Source organism: Mariprofundus sp. NF (assembly GCF_013387455.1).
Taxonomy (GTDB): Bacteria; Pseudomonadota; Zetaproteobacteria; order Mariprofundales; family Mariprofundaceae; genus Mariprofundus.
Window position 1 is genome coordinate 113,659 of record NZ_VWNC01000007.1, and the last position, 25,636, is coordinate 139,294.

At 51.8% G+C, this 25,636-nt stretch carries 30 protein-coding genes; 22 read left to right on the forward strand and 8 right to left on the reverse strand.

Features of this window, described 5'->3' with window-relative positions; genetic code table 11:
• Positions 1 to 17: 17 nt before the first annotated feature.
• From carB to F3F96_RS10565, 5 genes are all read right to left on the reverse strand, one after another.
• A complete protein-coding gene (gene carB / locus F3F96_RS10545; RefSeq protein ID WP_176963228.1) occupies positions 18 to 3,233 on the reverse strand; it encodes a carbamoyl-phosphate synthase large subunit in 3,216 nt (1,071 codons plus the stop codon).
• A gap of 169 nt (positions 3,234 to 3,402) precedes the next feature.
• Positions 3,403 to 3,576 carry an EAL domain-containing protein gene (locus F3F96_RS10550; RefSeq protein WP_176963229.1) on the reverse strand — a complete coding sequence of 58 codons (174 nt, stop codon included), beginning with the start codon at positions 3,574 to 3,576 and terminating at the stop codon, positions 3,403 to 3,405.
• On the reverse strand, positions 3,566 to 4,174 hold the full coding sequence (locus tag F3F96_RS10555; RefSeq protein WP_241697791.1) for a TIGR04282 family arsenosugar biosynthesis glycosyltransferase: 609 nt from the start codon (positions 4,172 to 4,174) through the stop codon (positions 3,566 to 3,568). The genes F3F96_RS10550 and F3F96_RS10555 overlap by 11 nt, the downstream gene beginning before the upstream one ends.
• Positions 4,174 to 4,863, reverse strand: a complete 690-nt coding sequence (locus F3F96_RS10560; protein ID WP_186338968.1) for a TIGR04283 family arsenosugar biosynthesis glycosyltransferase — start codon at positions 4,861 to 4,863, stop codon at positions 4,174 to 4,176. Before F3F96_RS10560 ends, F3F96_RS10555 begins: the two co-directional genes overlap by 1 nt.
• Positions 4,853 to 5,920 (reverse strand): hypothetical protein, encoded by a 1,068-nt coding sequence (locus tag F3F96_RS10565; RefSeq protein WP_176963230.1) that lies wholly within the window; start codon positions 5,918 to 5,920, stop codon positions 4,853 to 4,855. Before F3F96_RS10565 ends, F3F96_RS10560 begins: the two co-directional genes overlap by 11 nt.
• A gap of 46 nt (positions 5,921 to 5,966) precedes the next feature.
• On the opposite strand from F3F96_RS10565, the gene rlmN reads away from it, so the two are divergent.
• The 16 genes from rlmN to F3F96_RS10645 all read left to right on the forward strand — a co-directional run bounded on the left by rlmN (position 5,967) and on the right by F3F96_RS10645 (position 19,035).
• Entirely contained in the window at positions 5,967 to 7,058 is a 1,092-nt protein-coding gene (gene rlmN / locus F3F96_RS10570) for a 23S rRNA (adenine(2503)-C(2))-methyltransferase RlmN (RefSeq protein WP_176963231.1), read from the forward strand.
• 14 nt (positions 7,059 to 7,072) lie between these two features.
• Positions 7,073 to 7,936, forward strand: coding sequence for an S-methyl-5'-thioadenosine phosphorylase (gene mtnP / locus F3F96_RS10575; RefSeq protein ID WP_176963232.1), 864 nt, complete (start codon positions 7,073 to 7,075; stop codon positions 7,934 to 7,936).
• Positions 7,933 to 8,715 (forward strand): lipopolysaccharide assembly protein LapB, encoded by a 783-nt coding sequence (locus tag F3F96_RS10580; RefSeq protein WP_241697792.1) that lies wholly within the window; start codon positions 7,933 to 7,935, stop codon positions 8,713 to 8,715. The genes mtnP and F3F96_RS10580 overlap by 4 nt, the downstream gene beginning before the upstream one ends.
• Before the next feature lie 2 nt (positions 8,716 to 8,717).
• Positions 8,718 to 9,623 carry a RodZ family helix-turn-helix domain-containing protein gene (locus F3F96_RS10585; protein ID WP_176963233.1) on the forward strand — a complete coding sequence of 302 codons (906 nt, stop codon included), beginning with the start codon at positions 8,718 to 8,720 and terminating at the stop codon, positions 9,621 to 9,623.
• 80 nt (positions 9,624 to 9,703) lie between these two features.
• Entirely contained in the window at positions 9,704 to 10,381 is a 678-nt protein-coding gene (locus tag F3F96_RS10590) for a protein-L-isoaspartate O-methyltransferase (RefSeq protein WP_176963234.1), read from the forward strand.
• Between the two features lie 28 nt (positions 10,382 to 10,409).
• Positions 10,410 to 10,970 (forward strand): hypothetical protein, encoded by a 561-nt coding sequence (locus F3F96_RS10595; protein WP_176963235.1) that lies wholly within the window; start codon positions 10,410 to 10,412, stop codon positions 10,968 to 10,970.
• Between the two features lie 161 nt (positions 10,971 to 11,131).
• Positions 11,132 to 12,127, forward strand: coding sequence for a lytic transglycosylase domain-containing protein (locus F3F96_RS10600; RefSeq protein WP_176963236.1), 996 nt, complete (start codon positions 11,132 to 11,134; stop codon positions 12,125 to 12,127).
• Between the two features lie 182 nt (positions 12,128 to 12,309).
• The gene (locus tag F3F96_RS12630; RefSeq protein WP_176963237.1) at positions 12,310 to 12,951 is read left to right on the forward strand and encodes a septal ring lytic transglycosylase RlpA family protein; all 642 of its coding nucleotides are present in this window, start codon (positions 12,310 to 12,312) and stop codon (positions 12,949 to 12,951) included.
• A 1-nt stretch (position 12,952) separates the two neighbouring features.
• Positions 12,953 to 13,486 (forward strand): LOG family protein, encoded by a 534-nt coding sequence (locus F3F96_RS10610; protein ID WP_176963238.1) that lies wholly within the window; start codon positions 12,953 to 12,955, stop codon positions 13,484 to 13,486.
• A complete protein-coding gene (locus F3F96_RS10615; protein WP_186338969.1) occupies positions 13,486 to 14,364 on the forward strand; it encodes an RluA family pseudouridine synthase in 879 nt (292 codons plus the stop codon). The genes F3F96_RS10610 and F3F96_RS10615 overlap by 1 nt, the downstream gene beginning before the upstream one ends.
• A 65-nt stretch (positions 14,365 to 14,429) precedes the next feature.
• The gene (locus F3F96_RS10620) at positions 14,430 to 15,590 is read left to right on the forward strand and encodes a D-alanyl-D-alanine carboxypeptidase family protein (RefSeq protein ID WP_241697793.1); all 1,161 of its coding nucleotides are present in this window, start codon (positions 14,430 to 14,432) and stop codon (positions 15,588 to 15,590) included.
• 2 nt (positions 15,591 to 15,592) lie between these two features.
• Complete coding sequence (locus F3F96_RS10625; protein WP_176963240.1) at positions 15,593 to 16,444, forward strand: aminotransferase class IV; 852 nt, start codon at positions 15,593 to 15,595, stop codon at positions 16,442 to 16,444.
• Positions 16,441 to 17,082: an HAD family hydrolase gene (locus F3F96_RS10630; protein WP_370465540.1), complete on the forward strand. Its 642-nt coding sequence runs from the start codon at positions 16,441 to 16,443 to the stop codon at positions 17,080 to 17,082. Before F3F96_RS10625 ends, F3F96_RS10630 begins: the two co-directional genes overlap by 4 nt.
• The gene (locus F3F96_RS10635) at positions 17,061 to 17,924 is read left to right on the forward strand and encodes an Hsp33 family molecular chaperone HslO (protein WP_176963241.1); all 864 of its coding nucleotides are present in this window, start codon (positions 17,061 to 17,063) and stop codon (positions 17,922 to 17,924) included. Before F3F96_RS10630 ends, F3F96_RS10635 begins: the two co-directional genes overlap by 22 nt.
• Positions 17,908 to 18,627 (forward strand): SprT family zinc-dependent metalloprotease, encoded by a 720-nt coding sequence (locus tag F3F96_RS10640; RefSeq protein ID WP_176963242.1) that lies wholly within the window; start codon positions 17,908 to 17,910, stop codon positions 18,625 to 18,627. The genes F3F96_RS10635 and F3F96_RS10640 overlap by 17 nt, the downstream gene beginning before the upstream one ends.
• A 99-nt stretch (positions 18,628 to 18,726) precedes the next feature.
• Positions 18,727 to 19,035, forward strand: a complete 309-nt coding sequence (locus tag F3F96_RS10645) for a hypothetical protein (RefSeq protein ID WP_241697794.1) — start codon at positions 18,727 to 18,729, stop codon at positions 19,033 to 19,035.
• A 12-nt stretch (positions 19,036 to 19,047) separates the two neighbouring features.
• On the opposite strand, the gene F3F96_RS10650 is transcribed toward F3F96_RS10645, so the two are convergent.
• A complete protein-coding gene (locus tag F3F96_RS10650) occupies positions 19,048 to 19,647 on the reverse strand; it encodes a trans-aconitate 2-methyltransferase (RefSeq protein WP_176963243.1) in 600 nt (199 codons plus the stop codon).
• Between the two features lie 146 nt (positions 19,648 to 19,793).
• Between F3F96_RS10650 and F3F96_RS10655 the strand changes: the two genes are divergently transcribed.
• A complete protein-coding gene (locus F3F96_RS10655) occupies positions 19,794 to 20,306 on the forward strand; it encodes a hypothetical protein (protein ID WP_176963244.1) in 513 nt (170 codons plus the stop codon).
• Positions 20,307 to 20,494: 188 nt separating this feature from the next.
• On the opposite strand, the gene F3F96_RS12745 is transcribed toward F3F96_RS10655, so the two are convergent.
• A complete protein-coding gene (locus F3F96_RS12745; protein ID WP_176963279.1) occupies positions 20,495 to 20,698 on the reverse strand; it encodes a type II toxin-antitoxin system RelE/ParE family toxin in 204 nt (67 codons plus the stop codon).
• 98 nt (positions 20,699 to 20,796) lie between these two features.
• Entirely contained in the window at positions 20,797 to 21,057 is a 261-nt protein-coding gene (locus F3F96_RS10665) for a type II toxin-antitoxin system ParD family antitoxin (protein ID WP_206675329.1), read from the reverse strand.
• A gap of 270 nt (positions 21,058 to 21,327) precedes the next feature.
• Here F3F96_RS10665 and F3F96_RS10670 point away from each other — a divergent pair, with 270 nt between their 5' ends.
• Genes F3F96_RS10670 through F3F96_RS10690 form a run of 5 tightly spaced genes read left to right on the forward strand, consistent with a single transcriptional unit; the run spans position 21,328 to position 25,572 of the window.
• Positions 21,328 to 22,386 carry an ornithine cyclodeaminase family protein gene (locus F3F96_RS10670; RefSeq protein WP_176963245.1) on the forward strand — a complete coding sequence of 353 codons (1,059 nt, stop codon included), beginning with the start codon at positions 21,328 to 21,330 and terminating at the stop codon, positions 22,384 to 22,386.
• 4 nt (positions 22,387 to 22,390) lie between these two features.
• Positions 22,391 to 22,693 (forward strand): (2Fe-2S)-binding protein, encoded by a 303-nt coding sequence (locus tag F3F96_RS10675; protein ID WP_176963246.1) that lies wholly within the window; start codon positions 22,391 to 22,393, stop codon positions 22,691 to 22,693.
• The gene (locus F3F96_RS10680; RefSeq protein ID WP_206675330.1) at positions 22,693 to 24,075 is read left to right on the forward strand and encodes an NAD(P)/FAD-dependent oxidoreductase; all 1,383 of its coding nucleotides are present in this window, start codon (positions 22,693 to 22,695) and stop codon (positions 24,073 to 24,075) included. The genes F3F96_RS10675 and F3F96_RS10680 overlap by 1 nt, the downstream gene beginning before the upstream one ends.
• Complete coding sequence (locus tag F3F96_RS10685) at positions 24,072 to 25,187, forward strand: FAD-binding oxidoreductase (protein WP_176963247.1); 1,116 nt, start codon at positions 24,072 to 24,074, stop codon at positions 25,185 to 25,187. Before F3F96_RS10680 ends, F3F96_RS10685 begins: the two co-directional genes overlap by 4 nt.
• A 28-nt stretch (positions 25,188 to 25,215) precedes the next feature.
• On the forward strand, positions 25,216 to 25,572 hold the full coding sequence (locus F3F96_RS10690; RefSeq protein WP_176963248.1) for a RidA family protein: 357 nt from the start codon (positions 25,216 to 25,218) through the stop codon (positions 25,570 to 25,572).
• Positions 25,573 to 25,636: the final 64 nt, after the last annotated feature.

The following is a 25,636-nucleotide window of genomic DNA, read 5'->3' on the forward strand; positions in this document are numbered from 1 at the left end:
CCCTAACGATTCACGCCTTACTGGCGGTGGTATTCCTGAATACTTTTTACGACAGTTACATCCGAGTGACCGGCAATGGCCTGTGCAGCAGCAAGACCGCCGGCCATGGTTGTGTAGTAGGCGATACCACGATCCAGCGTTGCCTCACGAATCGATTTGGAATCCTTGATCGCCTGTTCACCTTCGGTGGTGTTAATAATCAATTTCACTTCATCATTAAGCAGGCGGTCAACAATATGCGGACGCACACCATCGGTCACCTTGGCAACACTCTCGGAAGCCACACCGGCATCAGCCAGTGCCTGATGAGTACCGCTGGTGGCCAGCAGTTTAAATCCCGCCCCTGTTAATACGCGACCAATCTCAACGGCATGGGCTTTATCACATTCACGAACCGAGATAAATGCACGCCCTGATTCCGGCAGCCGCACGCCGCCGCCAAGCTGCGCTTTGGAGAAGGCAGCGGTGAAGGTGGTGGCAATACCCATCACTTCACCTGTTGATTTCATCTCTGGAGAGAGCAGCGGATCAACACCACGGAACTTCACAAACGGGAAGACCGCCTCTTTCACAGCTTTGAAATCTTTCGGCTGCGGAATCTCACTAATACCCTGCTCATCAAGTGACTGACCGGCCATGATACGCGCTGCAATCTTAGCCAGCGGTTTGCCGGTTGCCTTGGATACAAACGGCACCGTACGTGAGGCGCGTGGATTGACCTCCAGCACATAAATGGTTTCACCCTGAATAGCGAACTGAATATTGAGCAGTCCCTTGACGTTCAGAGCCAGTCCCAGTGCCTCAGTCTGACGAATCACCTCAGCCACAATCTCGTCAGAGATCGAATGCGGCGGCAGGCAGCAGGCTGAATCGCCTGAATGCACACCAGCCTCTTCGATATGCTCCATAATGCCGCCGATCACTACCCGCTTACCATCAGCCAGGGCATCGACATCAAGCTCAATGGCCTGATTAAGAAAACGATCCAGCAGAACCGGATGATCAGGGGATGCCTGCACAGCCTCGCGCATATAACGCAGCAGACCCTTTTCGTTGTGTACAATCTGCATCGCACGGCCACCCAACACATAGGATGGTCGCACCACGACCGGATAACCGATCTCATTGGCCACAGCAACAGCCTCTTCAGTAGAACGGGCTGTACCATTCTCAGGCTGTTTCAGCTTCAGCTGATGCAGCAGCTGCTGGAAACGTTCACGATCCTCAGCCAGATCAATCATATCAGGCGAGGTACCGATAATCGGCACACCGGCCGCTTCCAGTGACTCGGCCAGTTTCAGTGGCGTCTGACCACCAAACTGCACGATCACACCATAGGGTTTTTCCACATCAACTATGGCCATCACATCTTCATAGGTCAGTGGTTCAAAATAGAGGCGATCTGAGGTGTCGTAATCGGTAGATACGGTTTCAGGGTTACAGTTGACCATGATGGTCTCATAACCATCGTCTGAGAGTGCAAAGGCTGCATGCACGCAGCAGTAGTCAAACTCAATGCCCTGCCCGATGCGGTTGGGACCACCACCAAGCACCATAATCTTTTTGGCATCGGTAGGCCGCGCTTCACACTCATCTTCATAGGTAGAGTAGAGATATGGCGTATTGGCTTCAAACTCCGCAGCACAGGTATCTACACGTTTAAATGCCGGATTCACACCTGCTGCCTGACGTGCTTTGCGCAGGCTTAACTCATCACTGCCCAACAGCTGTGCCAGACGCAGATCAGAAATGCCTTCGCGTTTGGCCTGGCGCCACTCATCCGCACTTAGTGAAGCAACATCACGACCGCAAAGGGTGGTTTCCAGCGTAATCACAGCTGTGATCTCACGGATAAACCATGGATCAACATGCGAGACATCAAACACCCGCTCTTCAGACCAGCCGGCGCGCAGCGCTTCACCGATCCACCAGAGGCGCTCAGCCCTTGGTACAGCAAGTTTCTCCTGCAGGAATCGATCCTCATCAACATCATCAGGAATCGTGAAATCAAAACCACAGGAACCGGTCTCAAGGCCACGCATCGCTTTACCCAGGGATTCGGTAAAGCAGCGACCAATGGCCATCACCTCACCCACAGACTTCATCTGTGTGGTCAGGCGTGTATCGGCACCCTGAAACTTCTCAAAAGCAAAACGTGGCAATTTGGTGACCACATAATCGATGGTCGGCTCAAAGGCAGCCCAGGTTTCACCGGTAATATCGTTACGGATCTCATCAAGGGTGTAACCCACAGCCAGCTTGGCCGCAATCTTGGCGATCGGGAAACCGGTGGCTTTAGAGGCAAGGGCAGAGGAGCGGGATACACGCGGATTCATCTCAATAACAATCAGACGCCCATCTTTAGGGTTAACGGCGAACTGAACATTGGAGCCGCCTGTCTCCACACCGATCTCACGCAGGATGGCAATCGAGGCATCACGCATCTTCTGATACTCTTTATCGGTCAGTGTCTGGGCAGGAGCCACGGTAATCGAGTCACCGGTATGCACACCCATGGCATCGAAGTTCTCAATCGAGCAGATAATGACGCAGTTATCAGCGTGATCGCGCATCACCTCCATCTCATACTCTTTCCAGCCGATAATTGACTCTTCAACAAGAATCTCATCGGTAGGTGAAGCATCAAGGCCGGAAGCTGCAATCTGTTCCAGCTCTTCAGGGTTATAAGCGATACCGCCACCGGAGCCGCCAAGTGTGAAGGATGGACGAATAATGATCGGGTAGCCGATCTCAATCGCCAGTGCGCGCGTCTCTTCCATGGAGTGGGCAAAACCGCCGCGCGCCATCTCCAGACCTATATGGTCCATCGCATGTTTGAAGCGTTCGCGATCCTCCGCTTTATCGATCGCATCGGGCTGGGCACCGATCAGTTTCACATTGAACTTTTCAAGGATGCCGTGTTTATTCAACGAGAGTGCGCAGTTGAGTGCCGTCTGGCCGCCCATGGTTGGCAGAATCGCATCAGGCCGCTCCTTCTCGATAATCTTGGCAACAACCTCCCAGGTTACCGGCTCAATGTAGGTGGCATCGGCAAACTCGGGGTCGGTCATAATCGTAGCGGGATTGGAGTTGACCAGGATGACCCGGAACCCCTCTTCCTTGAGCGCTTTACAGGCTTGAACACCTGAATAGTCGAACTCGCAGGCCTGACCGATTACAATCGGACCGGCTCCCAGAATCATGATGGATTGAATATCATTACAGCGTGGCATCGGCGTGGCTTCTCCTTGATCGGAACATTGAATTCCAGACACAGAAAACGGGCAAGTTCATGACTCACCCGCCAATTCGCCAACCCTAGCGTGACTGGGCTATCGGGAAAAGGTGCAAGGTGAATTATTTTTGATGATTGAGCATAGCAGAGGTGCGGCTCTGTTCTCTCTATTTTTGCACTGTTGTTTCATACCAGCCAAGTAGCTCATCACCGGCCAGCGGTTCACAGATATAATAACCCTGTGCGATGTCGCAACCGTATTGGCTCAACAGCTCAAGTTCTTCAACTCTTTCAATACCTTTGGCCACCACCTTCAAGCCGACATTATGACTAATTGTCAATCTGCCAACCCATCGCAACCGCACGCTGAATATCCTCAGGCAGATCCACATCAAAGCTGAGATCAAGCAGCGCATAGGAGAGACTTAAAGCATCGATATGGGCCAGCGTCTGATCAACAACCTCAGCAGTTGACCAGTTTACATTCTCAAAGAGCGGATAATCTGCCCGCATGGCCAGCAGATCGTAACCGCCATCCTCAACCGGCCCGAGCACGACATCATTCTCTTTCAGCAAGCGGGCTGCAGTTAGTAGCCGCTGATCTGCCATATGCGGCGAGTCGGTTCCCAGCAGCATGACCGCATCCGCCCCATCAGCAAAAGCAGAACTTACCTGCCGCTGCATGCGATCACCGAGATCGCCTTCACCCTGATCGGTCACGGGCACTCCGAATGCACTGAAAAAAGGGTGTCCCGGATCATCTGCAGCGACCACGACCGATTCAAACAGTCGTTTTGCCCGCTTAATCACTGTCGTAGCCATGGCCGCATGCAACTCGGCAGCTCTACTGGCAGAAAACTCAGTCATCAAACGGGTTTTTACACGCCCTGCCAGCGGTGCTTTACACATCACCACAACCCCGATGCCTGAAACTTTCATCAGCGCGACTGCCTGTAGATTAGTGCAAGCTGATCAGCAGGCCTACCCAGCCAGAAGAGCAGTCGAATCTTCCACATCAGCAGCACTGTCCTGAAAATACCGGAGTGCTGCCAGCGACGAGAACTGGTGATCACCTTCTGCCTCAAACAGGCGATCTTACCCTCTCGTTTAAGCGCCTTTGAGAGCGCGATATCCTCCATCAATGGCAGATCAGCAAAGCCGCCGATCTTCTCAAACAGCGTGCGGCGCACAAACTGACACTGATCACCTGTACTGATACGACTCAATCGCGAGCGCAGATTCATCATCCAGCCAATCAGCGCAAAGGCGGGGTGAGAGCCAGATAGCCTGACATCGAAACGGCCACCGACATATTCAGGAGCCTTCATAGCCCCTTTCACAGCTGAAATATGGGTTGAAGTTATAACTGTATCTGCATGGATAAAAAGGAGAATATCACTTTCACACTGTGCGGCACCGGCATTCATCTGCCGGGCTCGCCCTGCCTCTGAAGAGATCCACCGCAACCCTGATTGTTGCAGCATCTCAAGACTGCCATCGCTTGAACCACCATCGACAATAATCAGCTCATCTGCGCCAAGCTGCTGCATCCGTTTAATCATATCCGGTAAAACCCGATACTCATTGAAGATCGGAATAATCACCGCAACGCTAAGATCATCCTTCAACGCTTAACGGTACCCAGCCACTGCCCGGCTCACGGAAATTGGTCACCTGCCCACGCCAGGCACGACCGGCCAGGGCAATCAGCTTGTCTCCATGCATATAGAGGCGAATATCAAACTTCATGCTCTGCCCTTCTACCTCAACCATGGATGCCGGAACCAGCTGCTGTACAATGGTCTCTTCGATATCCAGTGATTCAAAGCGTTTACGACTCATGGCCTTGCCGAGCACAACACCCTTACCACCATGACGTGCTGAAGGCTTAAATACCCACTGCTTGCGCTCAGCCCAGGCCCGGTCCCTGTCGAACTCAGCCAGTTGCACAGTTTGTGGTGTTACCGCACGAATGCTCTCAACGGCATCAGAGTCGACGCACTGCTCAAGCAGCCCCTCACGCCACCAGTCTACCATGCGTGATTTATCACCGATCAGTGCATAACTGCGTGGATGCGGATTAATCACCACCTGGCCGATCTCATAAGCTGCGCGAACATGTGCGACATCCGCCGCCTCAAGGTAAAAATCGGTATGGCGATTGTAGATGGCATCAATGCGCACATCATTCACAAACAATCCGTCATTGGTGCGCTGAATATCTTCAGGACTTACCACCACAACATGGCGCCCCTGCTGCTCAAGCAGCACGGCGTAGGCCTGCATCTCCGGATACATATACTGATTCGTTACATCTTCATCCATAATGGCAATGGTCGTCCAGTCGCCATGAAACATTTCAGTCAATCGTATTTCCAGTGAGCCGGGCAGCTCTGCAATCACTGGCTGAGGCATCCAGCGGTTATCACCAATGTACAGTCCACCGGCATTATTGTTGATCTCAATCAGTTTCGGGCCGTCCGGGGTGAGATGGAAATCAAAACCCATCAACACGCTCGGCCACTGCGTCTTTATCTTTGCCATCTCAGGAAGATAGGGCTCCAGCAGCTTGAGATAGGCCGGATTATCCTTCAGAGCAAATACGCTGCGTGAAAAATTGAGCATGGTCGTGAAATCATGCAGTGGAATAGATACAGGGGTTTCGCTTGCCAGTGAGGTAACCATGGCGCAAGACTATCTCAGAAACACGCACTCTGTCACAATGCGCCGCATGCCAAGTTCATCATCAACACCAAACAACAACGAAAAACCGCAACTGCCTGTCATTTCCCTGACTAAGCTGCAGCTGCTGATGAAAGACCGCGGTCAGCCCGCTTTTCGGGCCAAGCAGGTAATCGACTGGCGTAATAAGGGCGTTCTTGATCCGAACGAGATGAAAAACATACCCAATGAACTGCGCAACATTCTCAATGAAGAGGTGCTCTGTGAACCTCTGCGTCTGGTACGCCGCGAATGCTCTACAGATGGCACACGCAAATATGTCTTTGCGCTTAATCGCCCACGCATGGCGGGAAAGATGGTTGAAAGTGTGCTGATCCCTGAAGAGAGCCGTGGCACCGTCTGTATCTCTTCACAGGTCGGCTGTGTTCTCGACTGCCCATTCTGCCATACCGGCACACAGGCTTTTGAAGCCAATCTGACGGCAGGTGAAATCGTTGCTCAGGTATTGATGATCAAAGCGGATCTACGCAATGAACCACTGGCCGAGGATCTGCACAATGAGGTCACACATATCGTCTATATGGGTATGGGTGAACCGCTGGCCAACGAAGCAGGGCTTCACGGTAGCCTGATTGCCCTGCTCTCAGATGACGGACTGAAACTCTCGCGTCGCAGAATCACGGTATCAACATCCGGACTGGTGCCCCAGATCAACAGGCTGGGGGAAGCCTTTAATGTTAATCTTGCCATCTCGCTGCACTCGGCCATCGACTCACTTCGCGACACTCTTGTACCGATCAACAAAAAACATCCGCTCAAACAGCTGCGTGACTGCCTGAACCGGTATTCGCTGGGCAAACAGCGTCATATCACACTGGAGTATGTGCTACTCAAAGAGACCAACGACAGAGATGAGGATATCCGAGCGCTGATCGATTTTGTCAATCCTGAGCGGGAACGGGTCAACCTCATCCAGTTTAACACCTACCCCGGCAGCCCCTATGCTGGAAGCGCAAAGGAACACATGAGCAAATTCGCGCAACAGTTGATTTCAAAAGGAATTCGTGCCACTGTAAGGCGTTCTCGCGGAGAGGATATCATGGCGGCCTGCGGACAACTGAAAGCAGAGACACCAGAATAGTGAAGGGAGAGCAGATGCAAACGCGCACGGGTATTATTGGTGGTAGCGGATTATATGACATTCAGGGCATTGAGGTAATCGACTCACTCAATATTGATACGCCCTACGGCAAGCCTTCAGATGAACTGCTGCTGGCCAGAATAAATGGCCATGAAGTGGTCTTCCTGCCTCGCCATGGCCGCGACCATGCAACCCCACCCCATAAAATCAATTATCGCGCCAACATCTATGCCATGAAGCTGGCAGGCGTGAATCGCATCATCTCTATCTCTGCTGTCGGCTCGCTACGACAGGAGATTGAGCCCGGTCACTTTGTTCTCGTTGATCAATTTGTCGATCGCACCCACAGCAGAGAGGGCACCTTTTTCGATGGCCCTGTTGTCGCCCATGTATCCATGGCTGATCCGGTATGCGCATGCCTGAAATCATCACTTCTGAAAGCCTGCAACAGTGCCAGCATCACTACCCATGAAAATGGCAATTATCTGGTCATGCAGGGGCCTCAATTTTCCACTCGCGCTGAATCAGAGCTCTATCGCAGCTGGGGCATGAATGTGATTGGCATGACCAACATGCCGGAAGCCAAACTGGCCCGTGAAGCAGAGATTTGCTACGCCACGGTGGCCATGAGTACCGATTACGACTGCTGGCATGAAGAGGAGGAGGATGTCTCGGTACAATCGATCCTTGATGTCATGCGTGGCAATGGCGTTAAAGCACAGGCGATGTTGCAGAACTATTTCAATACGCTCTCAGCAGATGAGCTCTGCAGTTGTGGCTGCCCCACTGCCCTGGAACACGGTATTTTTGCCGATTTGAAAGTACAGAGTGATGATGCAATCCGGCCGATTCATGCGCTGGTAAAGAGATTTTTATGATCGGATCACCTCTCATGGCTGGTAAAAACCTGACAGTAGCACTACTGATGACTGTTGCTCTTGCAGTGACAGGCTGTGCCGGCAATCAGAAACAGACAGACCAGAACCAGAGACTGGCTGAAACCCATTACAAACTGGGGCTGGATGCCATCGGCAAAGAGGGCATGCTGCCCAAAGCCTTTGAAGAGCTGATGAAATCTAATGCCCTGCGTCCTAATCAACCCGAGGTGCTCGATGCACTGGCTTATGCCTGGCTGCTACGTGGAAACTTTGATAAAGCTGAATCCTATTACAAGCGCGCCATGCGCCATGACGCGGGTTCGGCCACAAAAAACAACTATGCCAACCTGCTCAATAGAAGCGGACGATTTAAGGAGGCCGAGTCGATGGCGCGCGCCGCACTGGATGATCCTCGCTACCCCAATCAGGATTATGCCTTTATCAATCTTGGCGATGCCCTGCTCGGTCAGAAAAAAGCTACTGAAGCCATCAAAGCCTACAGTCAGGCTCAGACATTCAGCCCTGATAGCCTGCTTCCCAAAATCAAGACGGCTAACGCTTATGCAGCAGACAACCGTATGAATGAAGCACGCCTGCTCTATCAGGCACTATATAATAAAAACAACAGCAATCGCACGATTGTTGAAGGGCTTCTCACCATCCTGAAGAAACAGAATGCCAAATCACAGGCACGACAGATGCTTGAAGACTTCAACCAGAATGCCGCCTCAGTCATGGATCAGGCGTGGGCACTGGATGAGATGGAACGGTTGTATTAATTATGAATGATGAAGTCACAATAAAACCGGAAGAGCAGGCTTCTCCACGTCAGGTACTGCTATGCGAGATCGGTAGAAAACTCACTGAAGCAAGAGAGATGCGCGGAGAGGGCATTGATACTCCGGCACGCCTGCTGAAACTCAGCAGATCCAATCTTGTCTCTCTGGAGTCGGGAAACTGGAAAGATCTTCCCGATGAAGTCTATGCGCTGGGCTTTCTGCGCCAGTACAGCAGGCATCTGCAGCTTGATATCAGTCATGATCTGGAGCTACTTAAAAATGATCAGTATCAACTGACCAAACCGATCACCTTCCCTGACCCTGCTGTTGCACCATCAAGAAAATGGGCCTGGATTGCAGGTATCGCGTTTGTCGTTCTGTTTATCCTGTTTAATATTATTAATAGCAGTAACAGCGAAGTCGAAGCGCCCGATGCAGTGGTCGAATTCGCACCGACCATGCAATCAGAACTTGAGACAGCAACTGTGGATGAGGCCGAGCCGGTTAGAGCTGCAGAGGAATTAGCAGTCGAGTCTACCAGTCCCGCTACTGCGAATAGCCCAACAGAAAGTCCAACAGCCGTAGCAGACAGGCCGGCTCAAGAGAAAGAGGTCGCTATCCCGCAAAAACATCTCTACCGTTTCGAAGCTGTGAATGGCGATGTCTGGCTACAGATATTCCTGCCTGATGAGAGCGGCAACAAAAATAGCAAACCGCATCGTGAGGCACTGTTGAAACAGGGTTATCACGTCAATGTAAGCAGCAGCTCAGAGCGGTTATGGATCACCTGCGGCAATGCGCTGAGCCTGCGCATCAAAGTGGATGGTAAAATCGCAGCCGATACAGGCAGCTTGAGCAACAACAGAAAGATCCTGCGTGATCACCTTTTCAGCATTGGAAAACCATAAACCGGGAAAACAGACTTGCCATTTTCAACCATCTGCTGCATATTGCTGAGCCTTGATAAACGCTTACGAGGGGAGCTTTTATGACCGCCACAGACTTTCAATCCGCACGACGCAACATGGTCGAGTACCAGATCCGCTGCTGCAAAGTACTGGATCCAACAACACTTGATCTGATTGAGTCCATGCCTCGCGAGAATTTCCTGCCTGAACACCTGCGCAGCCTTGCTTACATGGAGGGTCACGTTCCCTTGCCAGCCAATCAGGAGATGCTCTCACCTCTGCAGGAGGCGATGATTCTGCAATGCCTGATGCTTGAGGGTCATGAACGCGTTCTTGAGATTGGAACAGGTACAGGATTCCTTACCACGATGCTGGCCATGCAGGCAGCTGAAGTCGTCGGTTGTGAAATTCATGCCACCCTTGCAGATCTATCTCGTGACAACATCAGTAACCACGGCATCAACAATGCCAAGGTATTGCAGGTCAATGCCATGGACCCTGATGCGATGGCTGCACTTACTGAAATGCAGCAGCCCTTTGATGTGATTGTTCTGGGCGCTTCAATCAAAGAGGTGCCGGCTCATATCCAGGCCCTGCTGGCAGAGAATGGCCAGATGATGGCCTTTATCGGCTCCAATCCTGTGGTCTCTCTGATTCACCGTCGTAAAGTTGGCAACAACGCTCAGGACGTGGGTATGTTTGAAACCCTGCTGCAGGATATGGAAGGTGTTCCGGAGTGCCGCGAATTCGTCTTCTAAGAGTCTATCGGACTCTCTTAACACTGTTTTGTATTTAACCATTAGAGTTCCGGCTCTTCTCACACTTCTATTGCTGGCTGCCTGTGGCGACAATCAGATTGCTGATGAACCGCTGCAACAGAGCCAGACAACCTACTTCTTTGCAGCCACAGTCATGCTCTCTGAGTCGCAACAGTCACCACAACAGATCAGTTTTGAGCGATCCCTGCTGCCTGCTGATGGCAATGCTGTGATCTGGCAACTCGACAGCTACGACATCCCCAGCTACCGCCCTACCGGTCTGCATCTGCATCACCATCTGAAGATTACAACAGATCCTGATATCGTAGTGCATCGTGATCAGACATTGACCCTCTATTCACCTGCTATTGCATATCCACTGGCAGTGACCAGAGCCTCCCACGCACTCTGGTTACTGATCTCACCCTCCCCTTCAACCGGCACCAGCCTCTGGATGGCCCCCTCCTTCACCCCTGATATTGCCGAGCAGGCACAACAGGAAACCCTGGAACGTGCCAGACTTACCGAAAGCATGGCTGATGATGCCTATTTTTTCGGTTACTCCAGTAATGATGATGCGCTGGAATAGCGTGATTCGGTTCATTATCTTTTTCACTACAAGGGGATGAATAATCACCCCTCTTGGCACTATCTGAAAGCATCATTCGCCGCTAAGCTTCGCAGATGATTTTTCCAAAGACCTCCGTTTTTCACCTCAATACGACTATTTACAGATCCCTGCTGTTGATCTTGCTATTGATCACAGCTCCTCTGACATCTCAGGCAGCCAGCAAAGCACCTGATGGCACCCAGCAGGTAAGCCGTGAAGCGCTTGTTTCACTGCTTGCCAGTGAAACCGGACTTCCTGCTGATGAGTTAACTGAAATCATCAAGGATGCGGTATTTAAACCCGGCATCATCGAAAGCATGAACAAACAGTGGGAATCACAGCCCTATGTCAAATATCGCCCACTGTTTATCAAGCAGAGCATGTCTGATAAGGGTAAAGTATTCCTCAAAGAGAACCGTTCAACATTCGCATCGGCTGAGCAGAAATATCAGGTGGACACGGCCATTATTGCCGGGATTCTGGGCATTGAAACACGCTTTGGTGAAACCCATGGCAGCAAGCCCATTCTTGATTCACTCTACACGCTCTCTACAGGTTTCCCCAGACGGGCAAAATTTTTCCGCAGCCAGCTTGCTGCCATTATTCAGATATCGCTTCAGGATAAACTTAAACTCAGTGAACTCAAAGGCTCCTATGCCGGTGCCTTCGGTGCCATTCAGTTTATCCCCACCTCCTTCCGCGATTTTGCCGTGGATGATGATGGGGATGGCATTCGCGATGTGTTCAACTCCAAAGCGGACATTATCGGCAGTGTTGCCAACTATTTTCAGAAACATGGATGGCAGCACGGCAGGCCTGTCGCGCACTGGTTACCGCCACGCACCAAGTTGAATAAAACATGGAAGAAACATATTAAAGATAGCAAACCAACACATTGGGTCACGCTGGCTGATCTGCGTCGTGAGATGCCAAAGGTTTTCAACAAGATTCCATTGCCATGGTTAGAGGATGATAAAGTCAGCATCATTGAGATGCAGACCAAAAATGGCAGACAGCTGGCACTGGTACACTATAACTTCCGGGTCATCATGCGTTACAATCCATCCTTTAATTATGCCATGGCGGTCACTGAGATTGCGGCCATGTGGGAGCGTGAAAAATTCGCTGTCGACTGATTCCCCTCACCCTGATCAGCCTCTTCGCGATCACCATATTCACAGGCTGTAACCATCAGAAAACCAGTCATACAAACTCACCGCCGAACAAAACTAGCGGTGCTGCAACCCTGCCTGATGGCAAAGGTGGCACATACAAAACCGGCAAGCCCTACATGGTGGCCGGGCGCTGGTATACGCCGATGCAACAGCTCACCTCTTATGATCAAACGGGTATCGCCTCATGGTATGGCGATGATTTCCATGGCAAGCTGACCGCCAATGGTGAGTCCTATAATATGTATAGTCTCTCAGCTGCGCATAAGACCATGCCGCTGCCGACGCTCGTACGTGTCACCAATCTGGAGAACGGACGCAGTGTGGTTGTACGCGTCAATGATCGCGGCCCTTTTGTAAAAAACCGCCTGATCGATCTCTCCTATGCCGCAGCCAACTCACTCGGCTTTATGGATAAGGGTACCACGCGTGTACGCGTGCAGACGCTTGATCAGAAGCCTGGTCTGCAAACCAAACCGGCAACCACCACTATTCCTGATGCCATTGCAGCCCCTAAGCCCGCTCCTGTACCCATCGCTAAAACGACCGTAGAAGAGGCCGGCATCTTCGTGCAACTGGGTGCCTTCGGATCTGAAGCCAATGCCAATCGCCTGCAGCAATCACTACAACCGCTCTATCCGACTGTTCGCCTGCACCCGAAAAAGGTTGTCGAGAAAACCATCTACCGCGTGCGCATCGGCCCGATCGAGAACATGAAGAAGGTGGAAGAGACCGTGATTTCACTACAGAAAAACGGTTATAATCAGGCCGTCGTGGTGATTGAGTAATATGGGCACGCGACCTCGCCTGACCGCTTTCGGTTCATCCAGGCTCGGCCCGGACAACCCTGAGTATGCGGATGTCTTTTCACTCTCCAGAGCCATTGCCGAACAGGGCTGGGATGGCATGACCGGCGGACATCAAGGCATGATGGCCGCCTTCTCTGAAGGTATTCACGCCGGTGGCGGTCATATTCGCGGCATCACACTTGAGCGTTTCCCTACGCCACCCAATAACACACTGAGCGAAGAGATCCGTTCACGAAACTTCTTTGATCGCATGGGCACCATGATTGAGGAGGCGCAAGCCTGGCTGGTGCTGCCCGGTGGTCTTGGTACGCTGGCTGAAGTTGCCATGACCTGGGATCTGCTGGCCATTCGTGTACTTGAACCGCGTCCACTACTTCTCTATGGGCAGATGTGGGAACCTATTATTGATACGCTCTCCTCTGAGCTGGTCTTATCTGCAGACAAAGCCTTCGAATCGATTCAGATCTGCCATACACATGAGGATGTGCTCTCAGCACTCCAACCGTTTCGCTGATGGGTATAACACAACCGGATTACCAGGACCTTAGCGCCACGCTCACCTCGCTTCATGCAGGCAGCCGTCTGGATCAGGCGCTGGCATTATGTTTCTCCCTCTCACGCCGCAGGGCGCGCAAGGCCATTGATGAGGGCGGCGTCTATCTCAATCGAAAACGCTGTCGCACAGCTGGAAGAGCAGTTAAAGCCGGTGACAAGCTGCGCCTTGTCATCCTTGAAAATGAGACACTGACACCATTTGATCCTGAGCAACTTGTCTGGCAGAAACCTCCGCTCTATCTGATTAATAAACGCAGTGGCCAGTATGCGCAGGAGGCGCTGCATCGTAGTCGAGGCACGCTGCCTGATGAGCTGGCTCGCCACCTTAAACTGCTACCCAGAGATGCAGACAATTTACGGCCGGTTCACAGGCTGGACAAAGGTACATCCGGATTGATGCTCTTCGCATCCGATCCCAGAGTGCTTAATCATATTCAGAGCCTGTGGAAAATATCCGCATTCAAAACGTATCTGGCTGTTACCGAACCTGCTCCTGAGTGGGATGAGCAACGCATCACCCTGGCTATCGATAAAAACCGAGATAGCAGAGGCTGCTACCATGTTTCAGAAGCAGGACGCGAATGTGAGAGTGAAGCACGTGTGATTGAGCGGCGCGGTAATCGTGCTCTGGTTGAATTGATCCCGCATACCGGCAGAACTCACCAATTGCGTGTCCATCTTTCCGCATTAGGGTGTCCCATTCTTGGTGATGCGCGCTACGGTGGTAAAACATATGGCCGTTTAATGTTGCACGCCCAACAGTTACGTTTGGAAACACCCGCACTGGCAAGCAGTCAGGCGTGGGAAGCCCAGCCCGAGGAGAATTGGCAATGGTAAACAGAGATCTATGTCGCAGCACAGGTGTGCACACTCTATTTGGATTATTGGTAGCAGCGCTGCTATTGATTTCATCTGCTCAGGCAGCCGACGTTTCATGGCCAAAAGCACCACAGGTTGATGCCAGTTCCTGGGCCGTGATCGATGCCCGTTCCGGGCAGGTGGTCTCTGCCAGCAATGCCGATGAAAAACTACCGATGGCCAGTCTGACCAAGATGATGACCCTCTATCTCGCTTTTGAAGAGATTAAACTGGGACGATTGGACACCAATGCCCGTGTATCGGTCAGTAAAAAGGCGTGGAAAATCGGCGGCAGCAGCATGTTCCTTGAGCCACGCATGAAACCAACCGTAAAAGAGCTTCTGCACGGTATCGCCACCCTCTCCGGCAACGATGCATGTATTGTACTGGCTGAACATATTGATGGCTCTGAAGAGGGTTTTGCCCAGCGCATGAATGATAAAGCCAGACAGCTTGGCATGGTCAACTCCCACTTCCTCAACGCAACAGGTTTTCCGCAAGAGGGGCACTACAGCTCAGCCATGGATATGGCCATTCTTGGCGCTGCACTGTGGCGTGATTTCCCTGAGATGTATGAGATCTTTAGTGAAAAGGGTTACACCTTTGATGGCCGTCACCAGCCCAATCGCAATCGTCTGCTGTGGAGCTATCCTGAAGCCGATGGTATCAAAACCGGCCACACCGAAGAGGCCGGTTACTGCCTTGTCGGTTCTGCTGAGATCAACACCACCCGTTTTGTCGCATCTGTTTTCGGTACGAGTTCGGATCGTTCTCGAGCTCAGCAGACCAAAACCCTGTTGCAGTTCAGCTTCCGTAACTTTGTAACCCTGCGCCCTACCGAGCGTGAAATTCGTCGTCAGGTTGAAGTCTTTGAAGGTACTGAATCTCAGGTCTGGCTGAAACCTGCCGATCCAATCTGGGTGACTGTTCCTAAAGGCAATGAGGCATCCCTCTCCTTCCGTCTGCGTTACGATGCACCGCTGAAAGCACCGATTCAGGAGGCTCAGAAGCTGGGCACCATCGATGCCGTTTTCGGTGATAACAGGGATACCGCGCAAGTGCTTAAATCTGTTGATATGATCGCCACACGTGCAGTGGAACGCGCCTCATGGATCAGCCGTCAGTGGGATGGTGTTCGTCTGTGGTGGCGTGAGCCCGATTCCGAAGAGAGCGAAGGCAGTGCAACTGAAGCAGGTCAGCAGTAAACATGCAGCTCACGGCCTGGGTCAATGGCCGCTTCCTGCCACTGGATGAGTCAACCATCCACATTGAAGACCGCGGCTTTCAGTTTGCCGATGGCGTTTATGAAGTCATCGCCTGCTTTGGCGGCAAGTTTCTCGAACTTGATGCACATGTCGACCGTCTTCAGCGCTCATGTGAAGGCATCGGCATTAGACTACTGAAGTCGCGCCCTGAGTTGATCGAACTGATTCATGAAACCTACAGGCGTAACCCCTTTGATCACGCCATGATCTATGTGCAGGCTACCCGTGGCGTGGCACCACGCAGCCACCTTATTACGCAGGCGGTTGAACCGACACTGGTGATTACTTCCCGCGAACTCCCCTTCCCCTCATCTGAAAAACTGAGCGCGGGAGCCTCGGCTATCACACTGCCGGATATCCGCTGGAAACGTTGTGATATCAAATCCATCGCACTGCTGGCCAGTGTGATCGGCAAACAGGAAGCGGCACGGCAAAACGTTGATGAGGCGTTCTGGCTTGATGATGAGGGACACCTCCTTGAGGGCTGTGCGACCAACTGCTTTGCGGTGATTAACGGTGATATCGTCACCCACCCGCTTGATCATCAGGTGCTCGGTGGCATCACCCGCTACCTGGCCCTGAAAGTTGCACGAGAACACGGCATCACTGTGGTTGAACGACCATGGAAGCTGGATGAACCCGGACTCACAGAATGCTTAATGAGCAGCACCACCAACGCTGTGGTTGCCGTCAGCCATATCGATAAGATCACTATCGGTGATGGCAAGGCTGGCCCGGTATCTCTGAAACTGCGCCAGTGGATGCTGGATGAGTTCGAGGCGATGAAGCAGTGAATAGAGTCAAAGCAGTTTTGCTGGATATGGATGGCACCATTGTCGATGCCTTCCCCCCCATTATTCGCGCCCTGAACCAGACCTTTGTTGAGTATGGTCTGCCGCAGATGAGCGCAAAAGAGGTCAAACGGCACACCGGTCGGGGTGACTGCAGTATGATCTCGCTGTTTGGTGATCGCCGTGAAGAGGCAGGCAAACGCTTCCTCGAAATTCACGATGAAGATTACCTCGAGCATATCAATCCACTACCCGGTGCCGAAGCGCTGTTTGACTGGCTTAAAGAGATGGCTATTCCCTGTGCCATTGTAACCAGTAAGAGTCAGTCACGTGCTGAGGCACAGTTTGCTGCGCTGGGCTGGAACCATCATGTTGCGGCGATTATCGGTAAAATTGACGGGCGCCCTGAGAAACCTGATCCAACCCCGGTTCTGCTGGCCTGCGAAGCACTCCATGTTCAACCTGAAGCCACGGTGATGATTGGTGATGGCATTGCCGACATGAAAGCGGCAACACGAGCAGGTAGTCGTGGTCTGGGACTATGCGACGCCTTCTCCAGCGAAGAGTTAAGTGAAGCCGGTGCATGTCACTGCTTTGATTCACTGGTTGAAATTCAAAGATGGCTGACAAAAGAGATATGACAACTTCTGTTACAGAACCCGACACCCTTACCCGCTTCCTGCTCTCCGATGCATCGACACGTGGGGCGATTATCCGTGGCAGCGGCATCAATGCAGAGGCCAAACGCATTCACGGTCTGAATGGCCCGGTTGCCGAGCTGTTCGGGCAGACCCTGCTCGCCTCTATTCTGCTGCTCAGCATCAGCAAAAGCGGTGTGCGGCAGGTACTGCAGCTCGATGCGGCAAACGGAGCATCAGCCCCGCTGCAACGGCTGCTCTCTGAAGCACGCGGTGGTGCAGTGCGCGGATTGGTTAGCTGGCAGGAGGAGCAGACTGCCCTGCGCTATGAAGATCATGCGGGATTAAGCAGCTGGATGGGAAACCCGATTCGCCTCTCTACAGTGCGTGATATGGGTGTAGGCCAACCCTACATCTCCACCATTGAACATCACTCCGATTTTCTTGCCGACCATATCATTCACTATCTGCATCAGTCGGTACAGATCAGGGCTGATGTCATCCTCATTGGTGATCTGGCTATCCTGATTGAAGCGATGCCCGGCTGTGATGAGGAGAACTGGTTCAAAGCTGTAGAAGCGATGGCCAAAATTCCGGACAGCGTACTTGAAAACGGCTCCACTGAATCGATCCTGAGCCACTTCTCATCATTGAACTGCAAAACCGTCGGCAGCGATAGCTACGCTTATCATTGTGACTGCACACAGGAGAAGATGAAGCTGGCACTGCAGGGCATTTCAAATGAGCAGCTACACGAACTCGCAGATGAGAACGGTAAAGTCACGCTCTCCTGCCAGTACTGCGACAACAGTTACGCGCTGGATATTGGTGAAGCTGAAGCGTGAGCTAAAGGATCACGGGTTCTCCTATAACCTGATCCGCAGCCCGAAGAGAAAAACGCTAAGCATCATCGTCCGCGCCAACAGTGATATTGATGTACTGGTTCCGACCAGAACCCCGATTTCGTTTATCGAGAACTTCATCAGCAGTAAGTCAGACTGGATCAAGAAAAAGCTGCATTTTAACAGTGAGATAAGGCCATCCGTTAAAGTGAAAACATTCACGCAGGGTGAACCATTTCTGTTTCTGGGTGAACCACGAAATCTTGATATTCAAACAGGCAGAAGAGCTGTTGCCATGGGCGAAGATCATCTTACTCTCACCCTGCCCGCCTCCACCGGTAATGAGAAAAAAACAGCGCTAGTCAGAAGAGTGATTGAGAAGTGGTATCGCCAGCAGGCTGAAATCCATCTCAAGCAGCGAACCGAGCAACTGGCTAAAGTGCTGGGCAAAAGCCCCACCCATGTCGGTGTAAAAGGTTACAGAAGCCGCTGGGGAAGTTGTCATCTTGATGGTCGCATCTATTTCAACTGGCGTCTGATTATGGCACCTGCATGGGTCATTGATTATGTCATCGTGCATGAACTCTGCCACCTGATTCACCACAACCATTCGAAAGATTACTGGGCTCTGGTGGAGTCTGTTATGCCCGACTATCGCCATGCCAAAGTGTGGTTAAAAACCAATTGCAACACACTTGATCTATAAACAGCTGACGTCGAAAACTCAACTCTGGCTCAATATATGCGATAGATATCTGTATGAGGTGAGATGAAATAAAAAATGCGAGGTAGTGTCATGAGGACTATGAATCTATCAGAACTGACCAACAGGCAGCATCGCTATTTTTCTGAGAACAGGGTTCACCATCAAGAGCAGAATGATTGGCATATCGATGTTTATGATGCCCCTTTCGATTTCATCCATGTCTCCACAGCATCCAAAGCGATCACCGAAGTAAGTTCCATCGATAAAATTGCCGAGCGTTTTATTGAAGGAGGTGGTGATATTGTCCGCTCAAAACTGGAGATTCCGGGCATTGGCACCCTGATTACCTGTGCCGACACCATCGGTCAGCGCTTCTCATTTATCGAAACAGAATCCGAACAGGCGTAATCGCCCCCTGCTTCAACGTCTCATATAGATGGTGAAATCATTAGCAAGATAGTCGTCATGCAACTCGCAATTGGGGCAGAGTGTTTTGCAGTACGCCAGCATCTCAAGTGGATCAACACTCTGCAGGTCATGTGCCCTGAGATGGCGAGCATCAAGCATATTAAAGGCAACACCCTTGCGGCACAGGGCATACATGCGGGCGATCTGTCTGCGCGCATACTCCCCCTCATCATGAAGCTGCTCATTCATCGCACCGGATAGAACCACCCAGTCAAATGCACCATTCTCAAGTTCAAAATCGCTCAACTCAGCACACAACAGTTCACACTCAGGATGCCGCTCGCGTGCCGTATAGATCAGATCGGGAGAGATATCGACACCGGTAAAGTGAACAGGCACTCCCTGCCCCTCAATCCAGCTTTTGAAATCAGCGAATCCACAACCAACATCGAGCACCGAATCACCATTCTGAATGCCGATATCCGCCAGCACATTGAAGCGAATCTCCTGAATCTCACGGCTCGACCAGTAGAGCGCATTGGGGTGATAGCCATGTCTGGTCAGGCTATCGCGATGTTTATCGATGATACGCTTACGCTGCTCTTCTTTCATTGGGGAAAAGTACCATAAAGCTTTGTCTCCGAGTTAATGATAATTGCCGAAGGTGTTCAACTTATCTAATCTCTGTTGATATAAAGCAATGGAGGGTAAGACATGCGCCATATTAACCCAGCCCCCTCTACCCCTACTGCATCAGCATGAAACTTCGCAACGACATAAAGATCAACGGCAAGCTGTATCCAAAAGGGAGTGAAATTTCAGGGCTGAAAATCTACCCCTTCTTTCTATTTCATATGCTGGCTTTCGGTCTCTCCGGTTTTGTCATGGCCTATTCGGATGAGGGTCCGCCAACCCTGTTTCTCTATCTCTTTGGTGGCATTGCCATTCTGTCCTACATCGTCTTCTATCTTACCTTTTTCGGCCGTGATGAAGTCAAATGGATGTTCATCAACTCCGCCCTGGGACTGTTCGGCATCTATACCGAGATCAATTGGATACTGTCCTTTTTCGGGAAAGTCGTTGGTAATTACCCCCTCTCCGTTCATGTGATCCCTTTTCTCTTCTATATCCTCTACACCTTCCTCATCAGGCAAGCCCTGATCGACCTGACCAATTCCCGAGAAAACCTGGCACGCAGGAAAATGGTCGATCAGTTCTATGTCACTGCCTCTACCCTGCTTTACACCTATATCTATTTCGCCAACAGGTGATTTTCTGTCGAAACCGACCAAACCGACGGGGTCGGACCAAGCTAAAGCATTGATTCAGTTGTATTAGTGCAGAAATAAGCCCTATTTATTGGGCTTAGAGGCTCCTTTTCAGGGTCAAAATGGACATTGTAAGCAATGACTTAATAGCAAGCACCCGAGGCATGGTCTTGCATTACAACATTTTATCATTACTGCTGAGATGGAAGGTGGCGCACTGGGTCCATATTTTGATGCAGGATATCGACGATAACGATGTGATCAGCTTTCGTAAGATAGTAAATGATATGGCTGCCGGACGGGTGACTACTTAGTTCCGAGGCGATCTCCGTTCTGACTCTACCAATCTCGGGTGATCTGTTGAGAAGATGAAAGCAGTGATCAAGCTGCTTGATGTAAGCGCACCTCTGCTTTCGGCCTCAACGCTGTTCAGTAAAAGCAGCAATCTGAATAAGGCTGGCCTTCGCAGCAGGAGTGAGACGGAAAACGGCCATCAGCTCCGGCTGTCCAACTCGCGCATCAAATGTTCGTAATCGTAGTCGGCATGCACACCCTCTCTGGCTTCAACCAGGCCCGGTTTTAGCATCTCTTTCAGACGGGCCAGTTTCAGTTCGTGAAGAAGCTTATCGTTGGAGTCGGTGTTGCGAATGGCTTCGCGAATAAATTCACTGGCGTTGTTGTACATGCCGCTGGCCACTTTGCTTTGCACCAACTGCATTAACTCTTTCGTGAGTGAAACATTCATTGTCGGCATATCGGCCTCCGGATGGCAAAGATTGCGTGGATTGCGCCATCATCAAAAATATCGAGCAAGATGATTCAACATTCATGACTCCCACGCCAAGTCCTGCTTTGACATGAAATTCAGCATGCTAAAATTATCTGATATTTTATTAAAAAACATCAATTCGATGGTTTATCGACCTTTAATTCAGAGCATGTTTTATGTATCATCTTCTGCCGTAAAACCTTCCCGGAGAATCCGGGTTTTGGATCAAATAGAGATCATCAAAAGAAGGACGACATGAGTCATCACGAAGTAGATTTTAATTATTTTTCTCAGGAGAGCCTGCTTGACGCAGGCTGTTTTGATATGCGTTTGATTATCGGGGTAGTGGAGCAGACGCTATTGGACTTTGAAAAAGGTTCGATCATGTTTCCGGAGAAAATTGTACAGATTTTCGACGAAGCGACTCAGAACCGGATCAACTGTCTGCCAGCAACGATGCTTGATGAGAAGATATGCGGTGTAAAATGGGTGTCGGTATTCCCTGATAATCCACGCAAATATGATGTGCAGAATCTATCGGCAATTTTTGTATTGTCGGAGATCGAACGCGGTTTCCCTGTCGCGGTGATGGATGGCACGCTCGCCTCCAATATGCGGGTGGGAGCTGTTGGTGCTGTTGCTGCGAAGCATCTTGCCATTAAGAATGCGGAAACCATCGGCTTTATCGGTGCCGGAGAGCAGGCAAAGATGCACCTTCTGGCGATGAAGGTGGTGCGCCCCTCGCTTAAGGTATGCCGTGTTACGGCGCTGAGTGCTGCTGAGGAGCAGGGATTTATCGATCAGCTCTCTCCGATTTTGCCCGATATGGAGTTTGTCGCTACAAACGGTGATATCCGCTTAGCGATGGAGGGGGCCGATATTCTGGTCACCGCAACAGGTGCTCAGGCACCACTGCTGAAAGCTGAGTGGGTCAAGCCGGGTGCCTTTTACAGCCATGTTGGTGGCTGGGAGGATGAATATGCTGTGGCCGCCCTCTGCGACAAGATTGTCTGCGACGATTGGGATACGGTGAAGCATCGTACGCAGACAGTGAGCCGGATGTATAAAGAGGGGCTGATCAGTGATGACGATGTTCATGCAGATCTGCATGAGTTGGTATCGGGCGATAAGCCGGGTCGCGAATCAGATGATGAGCGCATCTATTTCGATGCCGTAGGGCTCTCATTCCTTGATGTCGCCATTGCGCTGACCATGTTTAAGCGTGCCAAGGCTGCCGGCGTGGGCAAATCTCTGGAGCTACAGCACGAGATGATTTTTGAACACTTTGATATCGCCAGTAAGGTGCTTCTGTAGTTCGATGCCTGTTTTCCGTCGTTTAGATGAGCCTGAGAGTCGCTGGGTTGAGATCCATATTGATGGCCAACCCACACAAGCACGTGAAGGTGATTCAGTAGCTGCCGCACTGCTTGCTGCGGGGCTTCGATCGTGCCGTACCACGCCCATATCGGGAGCAGCGCGTGCCCCCTTCTGCATGATGGGTGTCTGCTATGAGTGCCTGGTGGAGATCGATGGTGTACCAAACCGGCAATCCTGTCAGATTACTGTAGAGGAAGGGATGCAGATTCGCCGCCAGATCGGTACAGCTGAAGGATACAGCTGATGCAGAAGCATGAACTGATCGTCATCGGTGGTGGCCCGGCCGGTCTGGCTGCTGCGACCACTGCGGCCAACGCTGGCGTTGAATGCCTGCTAATTGATGAACAGGCCAATCCCGGCGGCCAGATCTATCGCGCCGTAGGCACAATTCCTGAGCAGCGCGCCTCACTGCTCGGCCCCGATTATAACTACGGACGCAAACTGATTGATCAGTTTAACCAGAGTAGTGCCAGCTATCTGCCCTCCACCACACTATGGAACCTGAATAGCCAACGGGAGATAGGCCTTCTGCGCGATGGCAAAGCCTCTCTGATCTCTGCTGATCGCATTATCATTGCAACCGGAGCCATGGAGCGCCCGGTCTCCTTCCCCGGCTGGACACTGCCGGGTGTGATGAGTGCAGGTGCAGGACAGATCTTACTGAAATCTTCCGGACTTGTGCCCGCACAGGGTGTGGTTCTGGCCGGTGTTGGCCCCCTGCTTCTGCTGCTTGCCTGGCAATACCTGCATGCCGGTGTGAAGATTCACGCCATTCTGGATATGTCTCCAGCCGGCAATATCTGGCGCGCCCTGCCGCATCTGCCTGGCGCACTGCTCGCCCACCACTACATCCTCAAAGGCTTGAAATATCAGTTGCAACTCAAGATGGCAGGGGTGAAGTTTTATAGTGGTGTGACTGAATTTCATGCGGTTGGCGGCGATACACTGGAGGCGGTTGAGTTCACCCATCGCGGCGGCAGGAAGCGTATTGATACCCATCTGCTATTAAGCCACTTTGGCGTCATCCCAGACAGCCATCTGAGCCGTTGTGCCGGTTGTGATCACAGCTGGGATGCCAATCAGCTCTGCTGGCGTCCGGTGGCCGATGAGTGGGATAACTCCTCAATCGATGGTATTGCCATTGTCGGGGACGGCTCCGGCATCGGCGGTGCAGTTGCAGCACGACATGCCGGTCGTATCGCCGGTTTTGAGGCGGCACGTGCTCTGGGCCGCATAGATGAAAAACAGAGGGATATTGCTGCCCGTAAAGATCAGGGCTGGATGCGGGATGATCTGCGTGTGCGCCCCTTTTTAGAGGCCCGCTTCCATCCTCCGGCTGAGTTGTTAAGTGCACCGCCGGATGAAACCATGGTTTGTCGTTGTGAAGAGATCAATGCCGGAGCCATACGCACGGCCATCCATGCCGGCCATAAGGATGCCAATCAGGTGAAGTTCCTTACCCGCTGTGGCATGGGGCCTTGTCAGGGTCGCCAATGTGATAACGCAGTCAGCCAGATTGTTGCCCGTGAACTGGGTGATAAAAAGATGATTTCCGGCGGCTATCGTATTCGTCCGCCGATTCGACCATTAACGATTGAGCAGCTTGCCGGGTTGGAAACAGAATGAAAGCAGATGTGATCATTATCGGTGGCGGATTACAGGGCCTCTCGACTGCCCTGCAGCTGGGGCGTCGCGGCATCAAAGCTATCGTGCTGGAAAAAGAGAGCCCCGGCCGCCACGCTTCAGGTGTGAATGCCGGTGGTTTGCGCCAGCTTAATCGCCACATGGCTGAGATTCCGCTTACGGTTGCCGCTGCAGAGATGTGGAGAAATATCCGCGAACTGGTGGATGATGATTGCGATGTCGTGCTCAATGGTCAGGTCAGGGTTGCTGAGAGCAGTGCACAACTGCAGAAGCTGCAGGCGCGTGTGGATACACTGCAGGCGCAGGGTTATCAGCATGAGCAGATCATTGATAGCGAAACGCTCTACAGGCTTGTGCCAAAGCTTGTCGGTGGATGTGTCGGTGCGCTCTACAATCCCGATGATGGCTCTGCCAGACCTTTCCATGCCGCCACAGCATTTCGCCACAAGGCAATCGCGCTCGGTGCTGAAATCCGTAGCGGTGTTGAGGTGCTGGGCATCGAAGAGAGCAGTGATGGCTGGAAGCTTGAAACTACTCAGGGGGTGTTCTCTGCTGCAACCGTAGTGAACTGTGCCGGAGCCTGGGCCAACCGTTTCGCCGCCATGCTGGGAGAGTCGGTACCGCTTATCCCGAAAGCGCCGACATTGATGGTAACAGAGCGGCTACCGCCATTTCTTGATCTGACCGTAGGCGCAGAGGGCTACCAGCTCTCCTTCAAACAGATGCAGAACGGTACGGTGATTATCGGTGGTGCCCATCTGGCCAAGCTCGATTTTGAGCGCGAGCAGTCGGTGATCGACTTTGCCACGCTGAAGACCAGCGCCCAAACCGTGACCCGCTTCTTTCCCCATATGGCTCAGGTTCGCATTGTGCGCACATGGGCTGGCATCGAAGGCTTTATGCCCGACAATATCCCTGTGATCGGGGCCAGCTCGAAAGCTGCCGGCATCTTTCACGCTTTCGGTTTCTCTGCACACGGATTCCAGCTCTCGCCGGTTGTTGGCCGTATCATGAGCGAACTGATTCTCGATGGAAAAACCGATCTGCCAATCGAACCATTCGATATCCGACGATTCCATGAATCGGAGTCATAACAACGATGAACATTTAAAGGTGTAGACCATGATTGAACGCATGCAAACAAAACAACGAATGAGCAGAATCGTTAAACACAACGGCACAATCTATCTGTGCGGCCAGGTCTGCAAAGATGCCGAGCAAGGCATTAAAGAGCAGACAGCAACGATGCTGGAGAAGGTCGATGAGCTGCTGCAACAAGCCGGTAGCGACAGGAATCATATTTTATCGGCAACGATCTATATCAAAGACATGAAGTACTTCGCCGAGATGAATGAAGTTTGGGACAACTGGGTACCAGAGGGGCATGCACCAGCTCGCGCCTGTGTCACAGCCAGTATGGCTCGAGAAGCGCTATTGGTAGAGATCTCAGTGGTCGCTGCCGAAATCAACCCTGCATAACATTCAGACGAAACCGACAGCGGGGGCAGGTCTACCCTTGTACCATTGTATAGCTGTTATTTTG

Excerpts from the sequence above, each read along its gene's own strand:
- carB (WP_176963228.1), bottom strand. The coding sequence starts at position 3,233 with ATGCCACGCTGTAATGATATTCAATCCATCATGATTCTGGGAGCCGGT.
- F3F96_RS10555 (WP_241697791.1), bottom strand. The coding sequence starts at position 4,174 with ATGAAAGTTTCAGGCATCGGGGTTGTGGTGATGTGTAAAGCACCGCTG.
- F3F96_RS10565 (WP_176963230.1), bottom strand. The coding sequence starts at position 5,920 with ATGGTTACCTCACTGGCAAGCGAAACCCCTGTATCTATTCCACTGCAT.
- rlmN (WP_176963231.1), top strand. The coding sequence starts at position 5,967 with ATGCCAAGTTCATCATCAACACCAAACAACAACGAAAAACCGCAACTG.
- mtnP (WP_176963232.1), top strand. The coding sequence starts at position 7,073 with ATGCAAACGCGCACGGGTATTATTGGTGGTAGCGGATTATATGACATT.
- F3F96_RS10580 (WP_241697792.1), top strand. The coding sequence starts at position 7,933 with ATGATCGGATCACCTCTCATGGCTGGTAAAAACCTGACAGTAGCACTA.
- F3F96_RS10585 (WP_176963233.1), top strand. The coding sequence starts at position 8,718 with ATGAATGATGAAGTCACAATAAAACCGGAAGAGCAGGCTTCTCCACGT.
- F3F96_RS10590 (WP_176963234.1), top strand. The coding sequence starts at position 9,704 with ATGACCGCCACAGACTTTCAATCCGCACGACGCAACATGGTCGAGTAC.
- F3F96_RS12630 (WP_176963237.1), top strand. The coding sequence starts at position 12,310 with ATGCAACAGCTCACCTCTTATGATCAAACGGGTATCGCCTCATGGTAT.
- F3F96_RS10610 (WP_176963238.1), top strand. The coding sequence starts at position 12,953 with ATGGGCACGCGACCTCGCCTGACCGCTTTCGGTTCATCCAGGCTCGGC.
- F3F96_RS10615 (WP_186338969.1), top strand. The coding sequence starts at position 13,486 with ATGGGTATAACACAACCGGATTACCAGGACCTTAGCGCCACGCTCACC.
- F3F96_RS10625 (WP_176963240.1), top strand. The coding sequence starts at position 15,593 with ATGCAGCTCACGGCCTGGGTCAATGGCCGCTTCCTGCCACTGGATGAG.
- F3F96_RS10635 (WP_176963241.1), top strand. The coding sequence starts at position 17,061 with ATGGCTGACAAAAGAGATATGACAACTTCTGTTACAGAACCCGACACC.
- F3F96_RS10645 (WP_241697794.1), top strand. The coding sequence starts at position 18,727 with ATGAATCTATCAGAACTGACCAACAGGCAGCATCGCTATTTTTCTGAG.
- F3F96_RS10650 (WP_176963243.1), bottom strand. The coding sequence starts at position 19,647 with ATGAAAGAAGAGCAGCGTAAGCGTATCATCGATAAACATCGCGATAGC.
- F3F96_RS10655 (WP_176963244.1), top strand. The coding sequence starts at position 19,794 with ATGAAACTTCGCAACGACATAAAGATCAACGGCAAGCTGTATCCAAAA.
- F3F96_RS10665 (WP_206675329.1), bottom strand. The coding sequence starts at position 21,057 with ATGCCGACAATGAATGTTTCACTCACGAAAGAGTTAATGCAGTTGGTG.
- F3F96_RS10670 (WP_176963245.1), top strand. The coding sequence starts at position 21,328 with ATGAGTCATCACGAAGTAGATTTTAATTATTTTTCTCAGGAGAGCCTG.
- F3F96_RS10675 (WP_176963246.1), top strand. The coding sequence starts at position 22,391 with ATGCCTGTTTTCCGTCGTTTAGATGAGCCTGAGAGTCGCTGGGTTGAG.
- F3F96_RS10680 (WP_206675330.1), top strand. The coding sequence starts at position 22,693 with ATGCAGAAGCATGAACTGATCGTCATCGGTGGTGGCCCGGCCGGTCTG.
- F3F96_RS10685 (WP_176963247.1), top strand. The coding sequence starts at position 24,072 with ATGAAAGCAGATGTGATCATTATCGGTGGCGGATTACAGGGCCTCTCG.
- F3F96_RS10690 (WP_176963248.1), top strand. The coding sequence starts at position 25,216 with ATGATTGAACGCATGCAAACAAAACAACGAATGAGCAGAATCGTTAAA.